Origin of the sequence: Kribbella jiaozuonensis (assembly GCF_005233875.1) — a bacterium.
Taxonomy (GTDB): domain Bacteria; phylum Actinomycetota; class Actinomycetes; order Propionibacteriales; family Kribbellaceae; genus Kribbella; species Kribbella jiaozuonensis.
In genome coordinates, this window is the sequence record NZ_SZPZ01000001.1 from 2156475 (window position 1) to 2172102 (window position 15628).

Consider the following 15628-nt stretch of genomic DNA (forward strand, 5'->3'; position numbering starts at 1 on the left):
TGGTCGTTGTGACCGAACGACGTGCACTGGTGGTCCGGGGCGGCTGGGAAGGTCACTCCCCGGTCGAGGCGACCGACCTGTTCATTCCGTACCTGAAGGAGAACGGGTACGACGTCACCGTCTCCGACACGACCGAGAGCTACCTCGACCTGGACGGCGTCGACCTCGTGCTGCAGTGCGTCACGATGAGCCAGATCCCCGCCGACCACGTCAAGGCGCTCGACGCCGCGATCCGGACCGGCACCGGCCTGGCCGGCTGGCACGGCGGGATCGCGGACTCGTTCCGGGACAGCGCCGACTACAACTTCATCGTCGGCGGGCAGTTCATCTCGCACCCGCACGGGTTCACCGACTACCGGGTCGACATCGTGCCGGAGAAGGCCGATCACCCGATCGTCCAGGGCATCTCGCACTTCGACGTGCACACCGAGCAGTACTACGTGCACTACGACCCGACCGACAACGTGCTCGCCACCACCACGTTCGAGTCGCACCCGGACTACCCGTGGATCGAGGGCGCGGTGATGCCGGCGGTCTGGACCCGCACCTGGGGTGAGGGCAAGGTCTTCGTCTGCACGGTCGGCCACAAGCTGGACGACCTGGAGACTCCCGAAGTACGCACGATCATCGAGCGGGGGCTGCTGTGGGCGAGCAAGTGACCAACATCGGCATCGTCGGCACCGGAGTCATCTCCGGCACGTACCTCGACCACCTGGGCAAGCTGCCCGGTGTCGACGTGGTCGCGGTCGCCGACCTGGACCGCACCCGCGCCGAGGCGATCGCGGACCAGCACGAGGGCATCCGCGCACTCACCCCGGACGAGCTGTACGCCGCGGACGACGTCGAGATCGTGCTCAACCTGACCATCCCGGCCGCGCACGCTCCCGTGCACCAGGCCGCGATGGAGGCCGGCAAGCACGTGTACGGCGAGAAGCCGCTGGCCGTTGACCGCACTGCTGCCGAGCCGCTGCTCAAGTACGCCGCCGCGAACAACCTCCGCGTCGGCTGCGCACCGGACACCGTGCTCGGCACGGGGACCCAGACCGCTCGCGCAGTGATCGACCGCGGCGACATCGGCGTACCGCATGCTGCTTTCGCGGCCTTCACCACACCAGGCCACGAGCTCTGGCACCCGGCGCCCGAGTTCTACTACCAGCCCGGTGGCGGCCCGGTCCTCGACATGGGGCCGTACTACGTGACCAGCCTGGTCACCCTGCTCGGTCCGGTACGCCGGGTGACCGCGCGGGCCGGTCAGTCGAAGCAGGAGCGGAAGATCCACACCGGTCCGCAGGCGGGTACGACGTTCCCGGTCGAGGTGCCGACGCACGTCACCGGCGTACTCGAGCACGAGTCCGGTGCGCTGACCACCGTCCTGATGTCGTTCGACGTCTGGGCGGCTCGCCTGCCGCGGATCGAAGTGCACGGGACCGAGGGCAGCCTGTCGGTGCCGGACCCGAACGGCTTCGACGGCACGGTCGAGATCGCCACGGCCGAGCAGCGCGAGTGGACCGAGGTGCCGGTCGCCGGTGGGTACGCCGGTGCGGGCCGTGGTGTCGGCGTGGCGGATACGGCGAGGGCGCTTCGTCGCGGTGAGCCACACCGTGCTGACGGAGCGTTGGCGTACCACGTGCTCGACGTACTCGAGTCCCTGCTCGACGCGGCGGTCCAGGATCAGCCTGTGGACGTCGCGAGTACGGTCCAGCGGCCTGCCGCCGTACCGTTGGGAGCGTCGCCCGAGACAGCCTGAGGTCGAGGCTGAGACCCGCCCCACGCCGTAGTGCGTCCGTGTGGGTACTACGGCTCGGTAGACTGGCACTCGGAACTTTCGAGTGCCAAGGGTCGATCGAGAGAGGGTGATGCGCGTGCTGGACGACCGCAAGCTGGATGTTCTCCGCGCCATCGTCGAGGACTACGTGGCGACCCATGAGCCGGTCGGGTCGAAGACGCTGGTCGATCGGCACAACCTCGGCGTCTCGCCGGCGACGGTCCGCAACGACATGGCCGCGCTGGAGGAGGAGGGGTACATCACCCAGCCGCACACCAGCGCCGGCCGGATCCCGACCGACGCCGGGTACCGGCTGTTCGTCGACAAGCTCAGCACGGTCAAGACGCTGTCGATCGCCGAGAAGAAGGCGATCACCTCGTTCCTGGCCGGAGCTGTCGATCTGGACGACGTCGTCCGCCGTACCGTCCGGCTGCTCGCGCAGATCACCCGCCAGGTCGCGATCGTGCAGTATCCGTCGCTCAACCGCTCGAGCGTCCGGCACATCGAGGTCGTCACGATGGGCGCGCGCCGGCTGCTGCTGGTGCTGATCACCAGCAACGGCCGGGTCGAGCAGCGGATCGTCGAGCACCCGCACGACGTCGACGAGCAGCTGATCGCCGACCTCCGCTCGCGGCTCAACTCGGTCCTCGCCGGGCAGCGTCTGACCGACGCGACGACCTCGCTGGGCGGCGTACCGGAGCTGTTCGCGCCGGGCGACCGGGCGCTGGTCGCGTCGATCGTCACCACGCTGCTCGAAGCGTTCACCGACGAGGTGGGCGAGCAGCGGATCGCGGTCGGCGGCGCGGCCAACCTGACCCGGTACGGCGACGACTTCGAGCGGAACGTCAAGCCGGTGCTGGAGGCGCTCGAGGAGCACGTGATCCTGCTCCGGCTGCTCGGCGAGGCGACGAACCCGCAGACGCTGACGGTCCGCATCGGCCACGAGAACCCGTTCGAGGAGCTGGCCACCACGTCGGTGGTCGCGACCGGATACGGGTCCAAGTCGGAGGCGCTGGCCACGCTCGGCATCGTCGGCCCGACCCATATGGACTACCCGAGCACAATGGGCGCGGTGCGAGCCGTCGCCCGCTACGTCAGCCAGATCCTGGCCGACTCCTAAATGATGACAACCCCCTGGTCTGGAGTATGAGCACCGATTACTACGCCGTCCTAGGTGTCAGCCGTGACGCTTCACCGGACGAGATCAAGAAGGCGTACCGCAAGCTGGCACGCCAGTACCACCCGGACGTGAACGACTCCGAGGACGCGCACCAGAAGTTCCAGGAGATCGGGCGCGCCTTCCAGGTGCTCAGCGACCCGCAGAAGCGGCAGATGCACGACCTCGGCGGTGACCCGTTCGCGACCGCGGGCGCCGGGCCGGGCGGTGCCGGCTTCGGGCAGGCGTTCACGTTCACCGACATCATGGACGCGTTCTTCGGCCAGACCGGCGGCGCGACCCGTGGGCCTCGGCCGCGGACGAGGCGTGGTCAGGATGCGCTGATCCCGCTGCGGATCGACCTGGCCGAGGCAGCCTTCGGTACGACGCGGGAGCTGAAGGTCGACACCGCCGTACTGTGTCCGACCTGTAGCGGGTCCGGCGCGGCGGCCGGGTCCGAGCCGGTCACCTGCGAGATCTGCCACGGGCGGGGCGAGGTGACGCACACGCAGCGGTCGTTCCTCGGCGAGGTGCGGACGATGCGCCCGTGCCCGAACTGCCGCGGGTACGGCACGACGATCCCGAGCCCGTGCGTCGAGTGCGCCGGGGACGGGCGGGTGCGCTCGCGGCGTACCGTCACGGTGAAGATCCCGGGCGGCGTGGACAGCGGGACCCGGGTGCAGCTGTCCGGGCAGGGCGAGGTCGGGCCTGGCGGCGGGCCGGCCGGTGATCTGTACGTCGAGATCGAGGTCGAGCCGCACGACATCTTCACCCGTAACGGCGACGATCTGCACTGCACGGTCACGCTGCCGATGACGGCGGCCGCGCTGGGTACGACGATCGACCTGCCGACGCTCGAAGGCGAGACGACGCCGCTGGAGATCCGGCCCGGCACGCAGTCCGGGACCGGGCTGACGTTGACGGCTCGCGGTGTACCGCGGTTGCGTCACGCCGGCCGCGGTGACCTGATCGTCCAGGTCATCGTCGAGACCCCGACGAAGCTCGACGACGACCAGGCCGAGCTGCTCCGCCAACTCGCCGTCGCCCGCGACGAGGAACGCCCCCAGGGCCAGGTCCAAGCCACCCACAAAGGCGTCTTCGGCCGCCTCCGCGACGCCTTCGGCGCCCACTAGATGCTGACCGGGCGCCTGCGGCGCCTGCTTGCGGAGGAGGTGCTCGGTAGGTGGGCGTCGCGGTGTTCTTTCACCCCGACCTCGTCGGAGACGAGTTGGTGCTCGACGGGCCGGAGGGTCGGCATGCTGCCGTGGTTCGGCGGATCGGGGTGGGTGAGCGCATCCGGCTGACGGATGGGCACGGGGCCTGGGTCGAGGGGCCGGTCGTGGGTGCCTCGAAGGCTGCGCTGACTGTGGCGGTTGATGAGCGTGGGAGTGTGGCCGCGGCTGAGCCGCGGGTGGTTGTGGTGCAGGCTGTGCCTAAGGGGGAGCGGGCCGAGCTTGCGGTGGAGATGTTGACCGAGGTCGGCGCGGATGTGATCGTGCCGTGGAATGCGGAGCGGAGTCAGTTCCGGGCGAGTCCGGAGCGGGTGGAGAAGACGCTCGCGAAGTGGCGGGCGTGGGCGTTCGAGGCGAGCAAGCAGTCGCGGCGTACGTGGTTCGCGGAGGTCGCGCCGATCGCATCCACAGCCGAGGTCGCGGACCGGCTCGCCCACGCGGCGCTCCCCGTCGTACTGCATGAAGAAGCGACCAGCCCACTCGCGTCGCTGCAGGTCCCACCCTCCGGCGACATCGTGCTCGTCATCGGTCCCGAAGGCGGCATCGCCCCGACCGAGCTGAAGACCTTCGACGTCGACCCGGTCCGCCTCGGCGACACCGTACTGCGGACCTCCACGGCCGGCGTCGCCGCCGCAGCCGCCCTCCTCGCCCGCTCCCGCTGGACCTAGCTAGACTGTTAGACAGGAACCGAACAACAAGGATCGAGCACGATGGCCGTCGAGACCGCGAGAGCACGCACGCTGAGCCACGTCGACCCGGCCGAGGTACCACTCCAGACGGCCCTCGACGCGCTCGCCGACCCGGTCCGCCGCTCGATCCTGCGCGACCTCGCCACCCACGCCGACTGGTCCCGCGCCTGCGGCACCTTCGACCTCCCGGTCAAGAAGGCGACCGCCAGCCACCACTTCGCCGTACTCCGCTCCGCCGGCCTGATCGAACAACGCGACGAAGGCGCCCGCCGCCTGAACCGCCTCCGCCGCACCGAGTTCGAGAAGTCCTTCCCCGGCCTCCTGTCAGCGACGATCGACCGCGCGGACTGACAACTCTTACAAACCCCGAACACGGTCCCGAAGCTCCTCGAACGCCGGCCGGGCAGAGTCGTTCTCGTCAGCACGAAGGCACGAGAACGAGGAGCAGAACATGCGCAGGTCTGTGCGCGGTGCGATCGCGGCCGGTACGTCGGCGGTCGTCCTGGTCGGCGGACTCGTCGGGAGTACGACGATCGCCGCGGCCGATCCGACCCCGGCGCCGTCACCGAGTACGTCGTACAAGCAGGTCACGCTGAGCCCGGAGGATTCGCAGAAACTCTGCGCCGACCGGCTGCCGAAGATGCTCGAGCGGCGCGACAAGCTGGCCCAGCGGATCGGCGGCGGCGCCGACGTGAAGGGCTCGGTCGCCTGGCTGAAGGCGCGGGCCGCCGAGCAGAAGACGAAGGGGCACACCAAGGTCGCGGACCGGTTGGAGAAGCGTGCCGAACGCCGCTCCGGGCGGCTCCAGGACCTCGGTGCGGCCAAGACGAAGCTCGAGGCGTTCAAGGCGAAGTACTGCCAGGCGGCCAAGTGATGCGCAAGGTCCTGGCCGTCCTGCTCGGTACGGCGTGTCTCGGACTCGGACTGACCGCCTGCGGCAGCTCCGGCAACGAGCCCGGTGGGCAGGGCACCGGTCCTGCTCCGGCGACCCGACAGGTGGGGTCGCCGGAGCAGGAGCTCGATCAGATCGGGTCTACGCTGGACGCGATCGATCGCGAGCTGGCCGGGGACGAGACACCCTGACCGAGGATTCCCGGGAGCACAGGATGGCCGACGCCGGTCGCGGGCTGGTCCTGGTGGTGGAGGACGAGGCGGCGATCGCCGAGGTGATCGAGCTGTACCTGCGCCGCGACGGATTCGCCGTCCGGATCGAGTCGGACGGCGAATCGGCGCTGGCTGCCTGGCGGCGGCTGCACCCGGTCGCGGTGATCCTCGACATCGGTCTGCCGGGCCGTGACGGCGCCGATGTCTGCCGGACGATGCGGGCCGCGGGCGACTGGACGCCGGTCCTGTTCGTCACCGCTCGCGACGACGAGCTCGATCGCCTGCTGGGACTCGAGCTCGGCGCCGACGACTACGTGACCAAGCCGTTCAGTCCGCGGGAGCTTGCCGCCCGCGTCCGGACCGTCCTCCGGCGCGCGTCCGGCGGCGTTCCGGCCGGAGCCTCGCCGGCCGGCGAAATACTCTCGGTCGGCCTGGTGCGCGTCGATGCCGGTCGCCGACGGGCCTGGGCGGGTGAGGCCGAGGTGAACCTGACGTCGACCGAGTTCGAGCTGCTGGCGCAGTTGCTGCGGCGGCCCGGCCGCGTGTTCGAGCGTGACGAGCTGCTCAGCTCGGTCTGGGGGTACCAGTCCGCCGCCGGCACCCGCACGGTCGACGTACACATCGCCCAGTTGCGTGCCAAGCTCGGCGCGGCCAGCCCGATCCGCACGGTCCGCGGCGTCGGCTACGCGGCCGAACACGACTGATGGCCGCCGAGGTCCGAACGCCGGACCAGGCCGGTCGCGGCTCGTTGGCCACTCGCATCGTGCTGACCTGTGTCGCCGTCGCCGGAGTCGCCGTACTGGTGGCCGGTCTGGTGATGGCGGGCCTGGCCAGACGTTCGGCGCAGAACGTACTGCAGCAGTCGTTGGCCGCGCAGGCCGACGTGATCGCCGGGCAGGTGGACCAGCGCGGCCTGAGTTCACGTGCGGCCGGGCTCGGCCGGGTTGCGCAGGTCGTCCGCGGGCAGGGCATCGTCGTCGTACTGCTCCTGCCACGGCGCGGCGTCCAGTCGACCGACGGATCCTCCACCCAGGCAGCGATCACGGCCGGGCTCGGCGAGATCGGCAGTACGCAACAGATCTCCACCGAGGTGCGGGTCGGCGGTACCGACTACCTGGTGGAGGCCCGCGGCCTCGGCGACAGCTCGGGATTCGCGTTGGTGGAGCCGGTCCGGTTGGCTGCCGACACCCGGCGGACCCTGGTTCGCAACATCTTGTTCGCGCTCGGCGCCGGTCTGCTGGTCGCTGCCCTGGCCGGGACCCTGCTCGGGCGGCTGCTCGGGCGTCCGTTGCGCCGTACCGCGGATGTCGCCGCGGCGATGCGTCAGGGCCGACGCGACCTCCGGGCACCGGTGGAAGGACCGACCGAGGTGGCCGAGGTGGCTGCCGCGGTCAACGAGCTCTCGATCGCGTTGCAGCACAGCGAGGCGCGGCAGCGCGAGTTCCTGCTCTCGGTCTCGCACGAGCTGCGTACGCCGCTGACCGCCGTGCACGGGTTCGCCGAGTCGCTCGCGGACGGGGTCGCCACCGATCCGCGGCATGCCGGTCACGTGATCCAGCAGGAGTCGCAGCGCCTCGAGCGGCTGGTCAGTGACCTGCTCGACCTGGCCCGGATCGGAGCGGATCAGTTCCAGCTCGACCTCGCCCAGGTCGATCTACGGGAGACGCTGGTCGCGTGCGCCGAGGTCTGGCGCGTTCGTTGCGAGCGGCAAGGTGTCCGGTTCCGGCTCGACCTGCCGCCGGTGCCGGCGGTCACGACGACTGATCCGCGCCGGATCCGGCAGGTCCTGGACGGCCTGGCCGAGAACGCTCTGCGCGTCACTCCGCCGCAGGCACAGCTCACGATGTCGCTCGGCCACGCGCCCGGTGCCGTCACGATCCAGGTCCGCGACGGCGGTCCGGGGCTGGCTGTCGAGGACTACGCGGTCGCGTTCGAGCCCGGCGTACTCAATCAGAAGTACCGCGGCCGGCGGCCGGTCGGTTCCGGAATCGGCCTCGCGCTGGCGCACGGGCTGGTCACGCGGCTCGGTGGCACGCTCACCGCAGGTCCAGCACCGGAAGGCGGCGCGGCGTTCACGCTCGTGCTGCCGGCTACTTGACGACGATCGTCTTCGAGTCCGTGTTCGTGATGCTGCCGTCGGCGTCGGAGATCAGGTAGGCGTCGATCTGCCACGGGCCCGGACTGAGCGAGACCGAGAACGTGAACGGCGAGAACTTCTGGCCTTCCTCGGTGGTGGTGAAGCTCTTCTTCGTCTCGCGGGTCTTCAGATTGGTCAGCTGGTAGTTCACGGTCGCTTCGAACGCGTTCGCGGTGCCCTGCACCGTGACCTTGCTGCCGGTCACCGCGCCCTCGCTCGGCGAGGTGATCCAGACCAGCGCCTGGACGTCCGCCGCCTGCGCCCGGCCGAGCGGCGCACTGGTGTCGACCTGGCCGAACAGCTTCTGACCGGCCCGGCCCTGCTGGGTGATCTGGACCGCGGACGTGTCGTCCGCCAGCGCGCCCTGCACCGTGTAGATCAACTGCTGCGTCGCGACGTTCGCGAGGTCGGGGGCCAGGGTGGTCTTCGGCAGCTGCTTGAAGTCGACCGTCACGACCCCGTCCGAGCGGGTCACGGAGTTGACCGCGGCGCCGCGCCAGACCGAGTAGTAGTCCGGGTCCTCCGGCTGCTTGGTGGTCATGATCCGGACGGCTTCCTCGGCGGGATGGCCGCTGACCTTGGACCACGTGCGGTACAGGCGAGCCGTCGACTTCGCCTGCGCACCGACGTTCGCCCCGAGCCAATAGACCGGTACGACGGCACTCGACACGGACTGCTCCGGCTTCCCGCGGTCCGCCGGCTGCGATGTCTTCACGGCAGGTGACGTCGCCCGCGGCACCGTCGCCGGGGCAGGAGACGGCGTAACCCTCGATGGCGTCTGACTCTGCGGTACTTCGGAAGCGCTCGTCGTCGTACCCGGGCCGGCCACCGCGTCGCCGTCGTTCGCGAGGTTGTTGTTCCCGTTGAACACTGTGAACGCGCCGATCGCCGCCGCGGTGCCGACCGTGGCCACGCCGGCGGTCAGGAGCCAGGGGCGGCGGGCGGGTCGGCGCTGCGCGTGCGCGCGGGCGCGGATCTCCGGCAGCGCGTCGGTCGGCTCGATCCGGTCGGCCTCGTCGTGCAGGGCCCGGCGCATCAGCTCGTCGAACGGCTCGTTCGGGTTCTGGTCGTTCATACGTTCTGCTCCAGGAGCTGGCGCAGCGACTTGGTCGCGCGCGCGGCGTGGCTCTTCACGGAGCCCCGGCTGATGCCCATCGTGTCGGCGATCTCGGCCTCCGACAGGTCGCCGTAGTACCGCAGCACCATCACGGTGCGCTGCTTCTCCGGCAGGGTCCGCATCGCCTCGATCACCCGGTCGGTCTCGGCGGTCCGCAGTACCGCCTGCTCGGCGCTGGGCTCGTCGGGGAGTGACTTCGGGGTGTGCTTGTCCACGACGACCAGGTGGCGCTGGCGGGACCGGCAGCGGTTCACCACCGCGGTCCGCAGGTACGCGAGCGCCTTGTGCGGGTCGCGCAGCCGGTGCCAGCGACCGTGCATCGCGACGAACGCGTCCTGCACGATCTCTTCGGCCGCACCGGTGTCGCGCAGCAGCAGCGAACCGAGGCGGACGAGCGAGGTGTAATGCGCGGTGTAGACAGCCGTCAGCGCCTCGTCGGCATCCCACGAGGACTCATGTGTCACGCACTCTTCGTACACCACGGCCGGTTGAGCCACGAAAAGACGACGCCAAGACCCTGTCCCAGGTTGACAACAGAGCTGACACCGAATGGCCCGATCTGATGGGAACCTGAGGGGATGAGGCAGCGCGGTGACGGCCGGTGGTCGGGCCATCACGACATCACCTACGCCGCGGTCACGCGGCTCTACCAGCACCTGGCCGAGCCGGACGCGACGATCCACGGCCTGCGACAGGACGACTACGCCGTGGCGCTCGACAAGGCCCAGGCGTACCAGGACCGCCCGCTCGGCGCCGGCCGGATCGACAACTACGCCGGCACCGGGATGTCCTTCCCGTACGCCGGTCCCGGTCCGACCACGCACTCGGCGTACGCGAACCCGAACGTGCAGCGCGAGCACTTCATGGCGGACCCGTTCCGCAAGGGCTGGGACAACTTCGCGACGAACACCGAGTACCTGTTCGAGCAGCTCGCGACCGCCCACGCGTCCGGTGATGCCGAGTTCAGGTACCTCGGCGCGGCCGCACACGCCTTGCAGGACAGCTACTCCGGCGCACACGCCTGGCGCGACGACTCCGTGTACGACGGTGATCCGACCGCGCGGGTGGAGTCGCTGCACGTGTTCACGCCCGTCCATTCGGTGGGGATCGACGACGGGAAGAACACGCACTCCGACGAGTTCGACCGACCGCCCGCGAGCTCCGGGTCGACGCGGGCCGCGATCGAGGCGACGTACCGGATGCTGCGCAGCTACGAGCGCAACCGGAACAAGTCGCCGGATGTGGCCGACCGGTACCGCCGCCAGGACCTGGGCGAGATGCTGCGCCCGTCCCCGGGCGGGGTCACCGTCAACCTGCACCCGTCCCGCGAGTGGGCCGCCGAGCGGGACCGGCGGATGGGCCTCGAACGGGCGCAGACCGAGCTGGATCGGCTGAGCGCCGTACTCGCCCCGAATGCCGCACCGGGCCGGGCGGGCAAGCCGCAGACCGCACCCGGGAGGCCCCCGGGGAGCGTGTCCCGGGGAATTACGAGTGAGGGTGTCGGACGAGGCGGCTAGCATGGGAGACCACACACCCAGTACTCAGGAGGAAGAGCCTGTCCAGGCCACGCAGTATCGAACCGGAGGCGCGCGCGAACGGCGCCGCCGCCAGCGCGCAGGCGTCGCACAAGATCGTCGTGCCGAACAGCATCGACATGGTGGCCCTGCTCGGAGCCCGGGACGAGTTCCTCCGCATCGTCGAGAAGGAGTTCGCCGCCGACATCATGGTCCGCGGCAACGAGATCACGCTGAACGGTGAACCGGCCGAACTGGCCCTGGCCGAGCGGCTGATCGACGAGCTGATCGCGGTGATCCGGACCGGGCACGGGCTGACCGCCGACTCGGTCGAGCGCAGTATCGCGATGATCAAGCAGGCCACCGCCGAGAGCCCGGCCGATGTGCTGACACAGAACATCCTGTCCAGCCGCGGCCGCACGATCCGCCCGAAGACGCTGAACCAGAAGCGGTACGTCGACGCGATCGACAAGAACACGATCGTCTTCGGCATCGGCCCGGCCGGTACCGGCAAGACCTACCTGGCCGTCGCCAAGGCGGTCCAGGCGCTGCAGGCCAAGGAGGTCAACCGGATCATCCTGACCCGGCCGGCCGTCGAGGCCGGTGAGCGGCTCGGGTTCCTGCCCGGCACGCTGTCGGAGAAGATCGACCCGTACCTGCGCCCGCTGTACGACGCCCTGCACGACATGCTCGACCCGGAGTCGATCCCGCGGCTGATGACGGCCGGCACGATCGAGATCGCGCCGCTGGCCTACATGCGCGGCCGGACGCTGAACGACGCCTACATCATCCTCGACGAGGCGCAGAACACCTCGCCGGAGCAGATGAAGATGTTCCTCACCCGGCTCGGTTTCGGCTCGAAGATGGTCGTCACCGGCGACGTCACCCAGGTCGACCTGCCGACCGGGACGAATTCGGGTCTGCGTGTGGTCCAGGACATTCTCGAGGGTGTGCAGGACCTGACCTTCTGCCGGCTGACCTCGCACGACGTGGTCCGGCACAAGCTGGTCGGCCGGATCGTCTCGGCGTACGAAAACTATGAAGGTAGTGCTGACAACCACCGATGAACGTCGAGGTCAACAACGAGTCCGGGGTGGAGATCGACGCCCACGGACTGATGCGGCTCAGCCGGTTCGTGATGTCGTCCCTGCGGCTGCACCCGGAGTGTGAGCTGTCGATCAAGCTGGTCGACGAGGACACCATGGCGCGGTATCACGTCGAGTTCCTGGACCTGCCGGGTCCGACCGACGTGATGTCGTGGCCGATGGACGAGCTGCGGCCCGGTCCGTCCGACGATGACGACGGCGACCTGCCGCTCGGTCATCTCGGCGACATCGCGCTCTGCCCGACCGTCGCGGCCGCGCAGGGCGCGAAGGCCGGCCACGGCACCTGGGCCGAGCTGGAGCTGCTGACGGTGCACGGCATCCTGCACCTGCTCGGGTACGACCACGCGGAACCCGCCGAGAAAGCGGAGATGTGGGACATCCAGGGCCGCCTGCTGGAAGCATGGCGGGCACCTGGAAACCGGCTCGAGAGTGTCTGAGGCAGGAGTGACGTTGCGGTGACCTCCCACGACCTCGTTCTCCTGGTTGTGGCTGCGGTGCTCGTCCTGCTCGCCGGTCTGTTCGCCGGCGCCGAGGCAGCGCTGTCGTCGTACTCGAAGGTGCGCGCGAACGAGCAGGTCGAGCTGGGCAACCTGCGCGCCGTCCGGCTGCGGGACCTGCTGTCCGACGCCCCGCGGTACCTGAACTCGCTGCTCCTGCTCCGGCTGATCTGCGAGATCACCGCGATCGTGCTGGTCACCCAGGCGCTGTCCGGCGTCCTGTCGGTGACCTGGGAACACATCCTGATCACCGCTGTGGTGATGGTGCTGGTGTCGTACGTGATCATCGGGGTCGCGCCGCGGACGCTGGGCCGGCAGCACTCGGACCGGTTCGCGATCATCTCGGCCGGTCCGGTGATGGCGCTGACGAAGATCCTCGGTCCGCTGCCGAAGTTCCTGATCCTGATCGGCAACGCGCTGACCCCGGGCAAGGGGTTCGCCGAGGGCCCGTTCGCGACCGAGGCCGAGCTGCGCGCGCTGGTCGACTACGCGGAGAAGTCCGCGGTGATCGAGTCCGGCGAGCGGCAGATGATCCATTCGGTGTTCGAGCTCGGCGACACGATCGTCCGCGAGGTGATGGTGCCGCGGACCGACATGGTCTACATCGAGAAGCACAAGAAGCTCCGCCAGCTCACCTCGCTGGCGCTGCGGTCCGGGTACTCGCGGATCCCGGTGATCGGCGAGTCGCTCGACGACATCCTCGGCGTGGTCTACCTCAAGGACGTGATGCGCCGCGTCTACGACAATGCGCAGGCCGAGTCGACCGAGCGGGTCGAGTCGGTGATGCGGCCGTGCATGTACGTCCCGGACTCCAAGCCGGTGGACGAGCTGCTCCGCGAGATGCAGGCGGCCCGGATGCACCTGGCGATCGTCGTCGACGAGTACGGCGGTACGGCGGGACTCGTCGCGATCGAGGACATCCTCGAGGAGATCGTCGGCGAGATCACCGACGAGTACGACGAGGACCCGGACTCGGTGCAGGAACTGTCCGACGGCTCGTACCGGGTGTCGAGCCGGTTGCCGATCGACGAGCTCGGCGAGCTGTTCGGCGTACCGCTGGACGACGACGATGTGGACACGGTCGGCGGTCTGATGGCCAAGCTGCTCGGCAAGGTGCCTATCCCCGGCGCCGAGGTCGCGATCGAGGGGCTGTCGCTGACGGCGGAGCGGCCGTCCGGTCGCCGCAACCAGGTAGGTACGGTTCTGGTACGACGCGAGGAGCCCACTCCCGCGCCCCAGGACCAGAACCACCAGCACGCCTGACCCAGGAGCCCACCCGCTCCCCATCATCGTCTTTGGAGTTTTGTTGTCAGATCTCTCGGCCGAGGACGCCAAACTCGTCACGCTCGCCCGCGCTGCCCGGGCCCGGACCCGGGCCACTGAAGGGGCCGCCGTCCGCGACTCCGACGGACGCACGTACGCCGCCTGCACCGTCGCGCTCGACACCGTCGAGCTGACCGCACTGCAGCTGGCCGTGGCGATGGCGCTCGCGTCCGGGGTGAAGGGTCTGGAGGCGGCCGCGGTCGTCACCGACGCCGGGTCCGTCGATGTCGGGGTCGTCCGTCATTTCGCCGGCGCCAACATTCCCGTGGTACATGCCAATGGCACCGGAGAGGCCCGCGATGTCGTCCACACCTGAGGAATTCAAGGCAGGGTTCGCCTGCTTCGTGGGTCGGCCCAACGCCGGCAAGTCCACGCTGACCAACGCGCTGGTGGGTCAGAAGATCGTCATCACCTCGTCGAAGCCGCAGACCACGCGCCACGCCGTCCGCGGGATCGTGCACCGGCCGGACGCGCAGCTGATCCTGGTCGACACCCCGGGGCTGCACAAGCCGCGCACGCTGCTCGGCGAGCGGCTGAACGACCTGGTGAAGACCACCTGGGCCGAGGTCGACGTGATCGCGGTCTGCCTGCCGGCCAGCGACAAGATCGGCCCCGGCGACCGGTTCCTGGTCAGCGAGGCGGCGAAGGTCGCGAAGACCCCGAAGGTTGCCCTTGCCACCAAGGCTGACCTGGTCGAGCCGGACCGGATGGTCGAACACCTGGCCGAGATCCAGGCTCTGGGGGAGTCCGCCGGGATCGAGTGGGCCGCGATCGTGCCGGTGTCCGCGACCTCCGGCTACCAGGTCGACGTGGTCGCCGACGAGCTCGTGAAGCTGCTGCCGAACGGATTCCCGTTGTACCCGGACGGCGACATCACCGACGAACCCGAGGAGACGCTCGTCGCGGAGCTGATCCGCGAGGCCGCGCTGGAAGGTGTCCGGGACGAGCTGCCGCACTCGATCGCGGTCACGATCGACGAGATGAACCTGCGCGAGGACCGTCCCGAGGACAAGCCGCTGCTGGACATCTACGCGAACATCTTCCTCGAGCGGGAGAGCCAGAAGGGCATCGTGATCGGCCACAAGGGCGCCCGGCTGCGTGAGGTCGGCGCGGCGGCCCGGAAGCAGATCGAGGCGTTGCTCGGTACGCCGGTGTACCTCGACCTGCACGTGAAGATCGCCAAAAACTGGCAGACAGACGCGAAGAACCTGCGCAAACTGGGATTCTGATGAATCTGCAGAATCCCGTGTACGCCGCCCTCACCGGCCGGCACGCCAACGTCGCCGAGGTCCGCGGCAACGCCCGCCGCTACCCGTCGGCCGTTGCGCCGTTCCTCGCCCTGCCCGACGAGCCGACCGAGCAGGACTGGGCCGACGCGGTCGCGCTGCTCGGCCCGGGTACGACGGGCGCCCTGATGCGGCCGGGCCTGCCGATCCCCGACGTACTGAAGGTGGACCTGGCGATCCCGCTGGTCCAGTTCGTCGCCCCCGCGTCGCTGCCTGCCCCTGATCCCGAGACGGTGGTCCTCGGCGTCGACGACGTACCCGAGATGCTCAGCCTGGTAGCCCTCACCGACCCCGGCCCGTTCCGCAGCCGCACGATCGAGCTGGGCACCTACCTGGGCATCCGCCGCAACGGCGAGCTGATCGCCATGGCCGGCACCCGCTTCGCGCTACCGGACCACACCGAGATCAGCGCCGTCTGCACCCACCCGGATTACCAGGGCCAAGGCCTGGCCACCCGCCTCATCCGTGCGGTCGCCGCCCAGATCACGGCGACCGGCCGCACCCCGTTTCTGCACACCGGCGGCGCCAACACCAACGCCATCCGCCTGTACAAATCGTTGGGTTTCACGCTCTCCAACGAGATGAAGGTCACAGTGGTCCAGGCGGTCTAGCCTGGAACCGTTGCAACAACGTGCAATCGCGGCGCGTTCGTCCCCCGCGCAGGTTATGCTCGCGCTCGATCTCGAGGCCCATCGAGGTTGT

General features: G+C 69.5%; 19 protein-coding genes. 17 read left to right on the forward strand and 2 right to left on the reverse strand.

Annotated elements, in window-relative coordinates; all coding sequences use genetic code 11:
• Positions 1 to 8 precede the first annotated feature (8 nt).
• From FDA38_RS10375 to FDA38_RS10420, 10 genes are all read left to right on the forward strand, one after another.
• Positions 9 to 659 (forward strand): ThuA domain-containing protein, encoded by a 651-nt coding sequence (locus tag FDA38_RS10375; protein ID WP_137253795.1) that lies wholly within the window; start codon positions 9 to 11, stop codon positions 657 to 659.
• Positions 644 to 1747: a Gfo/Idh/MocA family protein gene (locus FDA38_RS10380; protein ID WP_137253796.1), complete on the forward strand. Its 1104-nt coding sequence runs from the start codon at positions 644 to 646 to the stop codon at positions 1745 to 1747. The genes FDA38_RS10375 and FDA38_RS10380 overlap by 16 nt, the downstream gene beginning before the upstream one ends.
• A gap of 109 nt (positions 1748 to 1856) precedes the next feature.
• Entirely contained in the window at positions 1857 to 2885 is a 1029-nt protein-coding gene (gene hrcA / locus FDA38_RS10385) for a heat-inducible transcriptional repressor HrcA (RefSeq protein WP_170989656.1), read from the forward strand.
• Positions 2886 to 2911: 26 nt separating this feature from the next.
• Positions 2912 to 4054 carry a molecular chaperone DnaJ gene (gene dnaJ, locus FDA38_RS10390; RefSeq protein WP_137253798.1) on the forward strand — a complete coding sequence of 381 codons (1143 nt, stop codon included), beginning with the start codon at positions 2912 to 2914 and terminating at the stop codon, positions 4052 to 4054.
• Between the two features lie 50 nt (positions 4055 to 4104).
• A complete protein-coding gene (locus FDA38_RS10395) occupies positions 4105 to 4821 on the forward strand; it encodes a 16S rRNA (uracil(1498)-N(3))-methyltransferase (RefSeq protein WP_137253799.1) in 717 nt (238 codons plus the stop codon).
• Between the two features lie 42 nt (positions 4822 to 4863).
• Positions 4864 to 5193: an ArsR/SmtB family transcription factor gene (locus FDA38_RS10400; RefSeq protein ID WP_137253800.1), complete on the forward strand. Its 330-nt coding sequence runs from the start codon at positions 4864 to 4866 to the stop codon at positions 5191 to 5193.
• Between the two features lie 100 nt (positions 5194 to 5293).
• Positions 5294 to 5716, forward strand: a complete 423-nt coding sequence (locus tag FDA38_RS10405) for a hypothetical protein (protein WP_137253801.1) — start codon at positions 5294 to 5296, stop codon at positions 5714 to 5716.
• Entirely contained in the window at positions 5716 to 5925 is a 210-nt protein-coding gene (locus FDA38_RS10410; RefSeq protein WP_137253802.1) for a hypothetical protein, read from the forward strand. The genes FDA38_RS10405 and FDA38_RS10410 overlap by 1 nt, the downstream gene beginning before the upstream one ends.
• A 23-nt stretch (positions 5926 to 5948) precedes the next feature.
• Positions 5949 to 6650 (forward strand): response regulator transcription factor, encoded by a 702-nt coding sequence (locus tag FDA38_RS10415; RefSeq protein WP_137253803.1) that lies wholly within the window; start codon positions 5949 to 5951, stop codon positions 6648 to 6650.
• Positions 6650 to 8044 carry a sensor histidine kinase gene (locus tag FDA38_RS10420; protein ID WP_137253804.1) on the forward strand — a complete coding sequence of 465 codons (1395 nt, stop codon included), beginning with the start codon at positions 6650 to 6652 and terminating at the stop codon, positions 8042 to 8044. Before FDA38_RS10415 ends, FDA38_RS10420 begins: the two co-directional genes overlap by 1 nt.
• Here FDA38_RS10420 and FDA38_RS10425 read toward each other — a convergent pair.
• Both FDA38_RS10425 and FDA38_RS10430 read right to left on the reverse strand, forming a co-directional pair.
• Positions 8037 to 9158: a Gmad2 immunoglobulin-like domain-containing protein gene (locus FDA38_RS10425; protein ID WP_137253805.1), complete on the reverse strand. Its 1122-nt coding sequence runs from the start codon at positions 9156 to 9158 to the stop codon at positions 8037 to 8039. The two genes, FDA38_RS10420 and FDA38_RS10425, sit on opposite strands and share 8 nt — an antisense overlap.
• Complete coding sequence (locus FDA38_RS10430; protein WP_233714626.1) at positions 9155 to 9664, reverse strand: SigE family RNA polymerase sigma factor; 510 nt, start codon at positions 9662 to 9664, stop codon at positions 9155 to 9157. The genes FDA38_RS10425 and FDA38_RS10430 overlap by 4 nt, the downstream gene beginning before the upstream one ends.
• Before the next feature lie 114 nt (positions 9665 to 9778).
• Here FDA38_RS10430 and FDA38_RS10435 point away from each other — a divergent pair, with 114 nt between their 5' ends.
• The 7 genes from FDA38_RS10435 to FDA38_RS10465 all read left to right on the forward strand — a co-directional run bounded on the left by FDA38_RS10435 (position 9779) and on the right by FDA38_RS10465 (position 15537).
• Complete coding sequence (locus FDA38_RS10435; protein ID WP_137253806.1) at positions 9779 to 10717, forward strand: phospholipase C/P1 nuclease family protein; 939 nt, start codon at positions 9779 to 9781, stop codon at positions 10715 to 10717.
• Between the two features lie 137 nt (positions 10718 to 10854).
• Complete coding sequence (locus FDA38_RS10440) at positions 10855 to 11781, forward strand: PhoH family protein (protein ID WP_170989703.1); 927 nt, start codon at positions 10855 to 10857, stop codon at positions 11779 to 11781.
• A complete protein-coding gene (gene ybeY, locus FDA38_RS10445) occupies positions 11778 to 12257 on the forward strand; it encodes an rRNA maturation RNase YbeY (RefSeq protein WP_137253808.1) in 480 nt (159 codons plus the stop codon). Before FDA38_RS10440 ends, ybeY begins: the two co-directional genes overlap by 4 nt.
• Before the next feature lie 18 nt (positions 12258 to 12275).
• Positions 12276 to 13580 (forward strand): hemolysin family protein, encoded by a 1305-nt coding sequence (locus FDA38_RS10450; RefSeq protein ID WP_137253809.1) that lies wholly within the window; start codon positions 12276 to 12278, stop codon positions 13578 to 13580.
• 40 nt (positions 13581 to 13620) lie between these two features.
• A complete protein-coding gene (locus FDA38_RS10455; protein ID WP_137253810.1) occupies positions 13621 to 13956 on the forward strand; it encodes a cytidine/deoxycytidylate deaminase family protein in 336 nt (111 codons plus the stop codon).
• The gene (gene era / locus FDA38_RS10460; RefSeq protein WP_137253811.1) at positions 13940 to 14869 is read left to right on the forward strand and encodes a GTPase Era; all 930 of its coding nucleotides are present in this window, start codon (positions 13940 to 13942) and stop codon (positions 14867 to 14869) included. Before FDA38_RS10455 ends, era begins: the two co-directional genes overlap by 17 nt.
• Entirely contained in the window at positions 14869 to 15537 is a 669-nt protein-coding gene (locus tag FDA38_RS10465; RefSeq protein ID WP_170989657.1) for a GNAT family N-acetyltransferase, read from the forward strand. Before era ends, FDA38_RS10465 begins: the two co-directional genes overlap by 1 nt.
• Positions 15538 to 15628: the final 91 nt, after the last annotated feature.

What these genes read in the sequence shown, in the direction of transcription:
- FDA38_RS10405 (WP_137253801.1), top strand. Translation starts at nt 5,294, where the DNA reads ATGCGCAGGTCTGTGCGCGGTGCGATCGCGGCCGGTACGTCGGCGGTC.
- FDA38_RS10410 (WP_137253802.1), top strand. Translation starts at nt 5,716, where the DNA reads ATGCGCAAGGTCCTGGCCGTCCTGCTCGGTACGGCGTGTCTCGGACTC.
- dnaJ (WP_137253798.1), top strand. Translation starts at nt 2,912, where the DNA reads ATGAGCACCGATTACTACGCCGTCCTAGGTGTCAGCCGTGACGCTTCA.
- FDA38_RS10465 (WP_170989657.1), top strand. Translation starts at nt 14,869, where the DNA reads ATGAATCTGCAGAATCCCGTGTACGCCGCCCTCACCGGCCGGCACGCC.
- FDA38_RS10420 (WP_137253804.1), top strand. Translation starts at nt 6,650, where the DNA reads ATGGCCGCCGAGGTCCGAACGCCGGACCAGGCCGGTCGCGGCTCGTTG.
- era (WP_137253811.1), top strand. Translation starts at nt 13,940, where the DNA reads ATGTCGTCCACACCTGAGGAATTCAAGGCAGGGTTCGCCTGCTTCGTG.
- FDA38_RS10435 (WP_137253806.1), top strand. Translation starts at nt 9,779, where the DNA reads ATGAGGCAGCGCGGTGACGGCCGGTGGTCGGGCCATCACGACATCACC.
- FDA38_RS10415 (WP_137253803.1), top strand. Translation starts at nt 5,949, where the DNA reads ATGGCCGACGCCGGTCGCGGGCTGGTCCTGGTGGTGGAGGACGAGGCG.
- hrcA (WP_170989656.1), top strand. Translation starts at nt 1,857, where the DNA reads ATGCGCGTGCTGGACGACCGCAAGCTGGATGTTCTCCGCGCCATCGTC.
- ybeY (WP_137253808.1), top strand. Translation starts at nt 11,778, where the DNA reads ATGAACGTCGAGGTCAACAACGAGTCCGGGGTGGAGATCGACGCCCAC.
- FDA38_RS10425 (WP_137253805.1), bottom strand. Translation starts at nt 9,158, where the DNA reads ATGAACGACCAGAACCCGAACGAGCCGTTCGACGAGCTGATGCGCCGG.
- FDA38_RS10440 (WP_170989703.1), top strand. Translation starts at nt 10,855, where the DNA reads ATGGTGGCCCTGCTCGGAGCCCGGGACGAGTTCCTCCGCATCGTCGAG.
- FDA38_RS10400 (WP_137253800.1), top strand. Translation starts at nt 4,864, where the DNA reads ATGGCCGTCGAGACCGCGAGAGCACGCACGCTGAGCCACGTCGACCCG.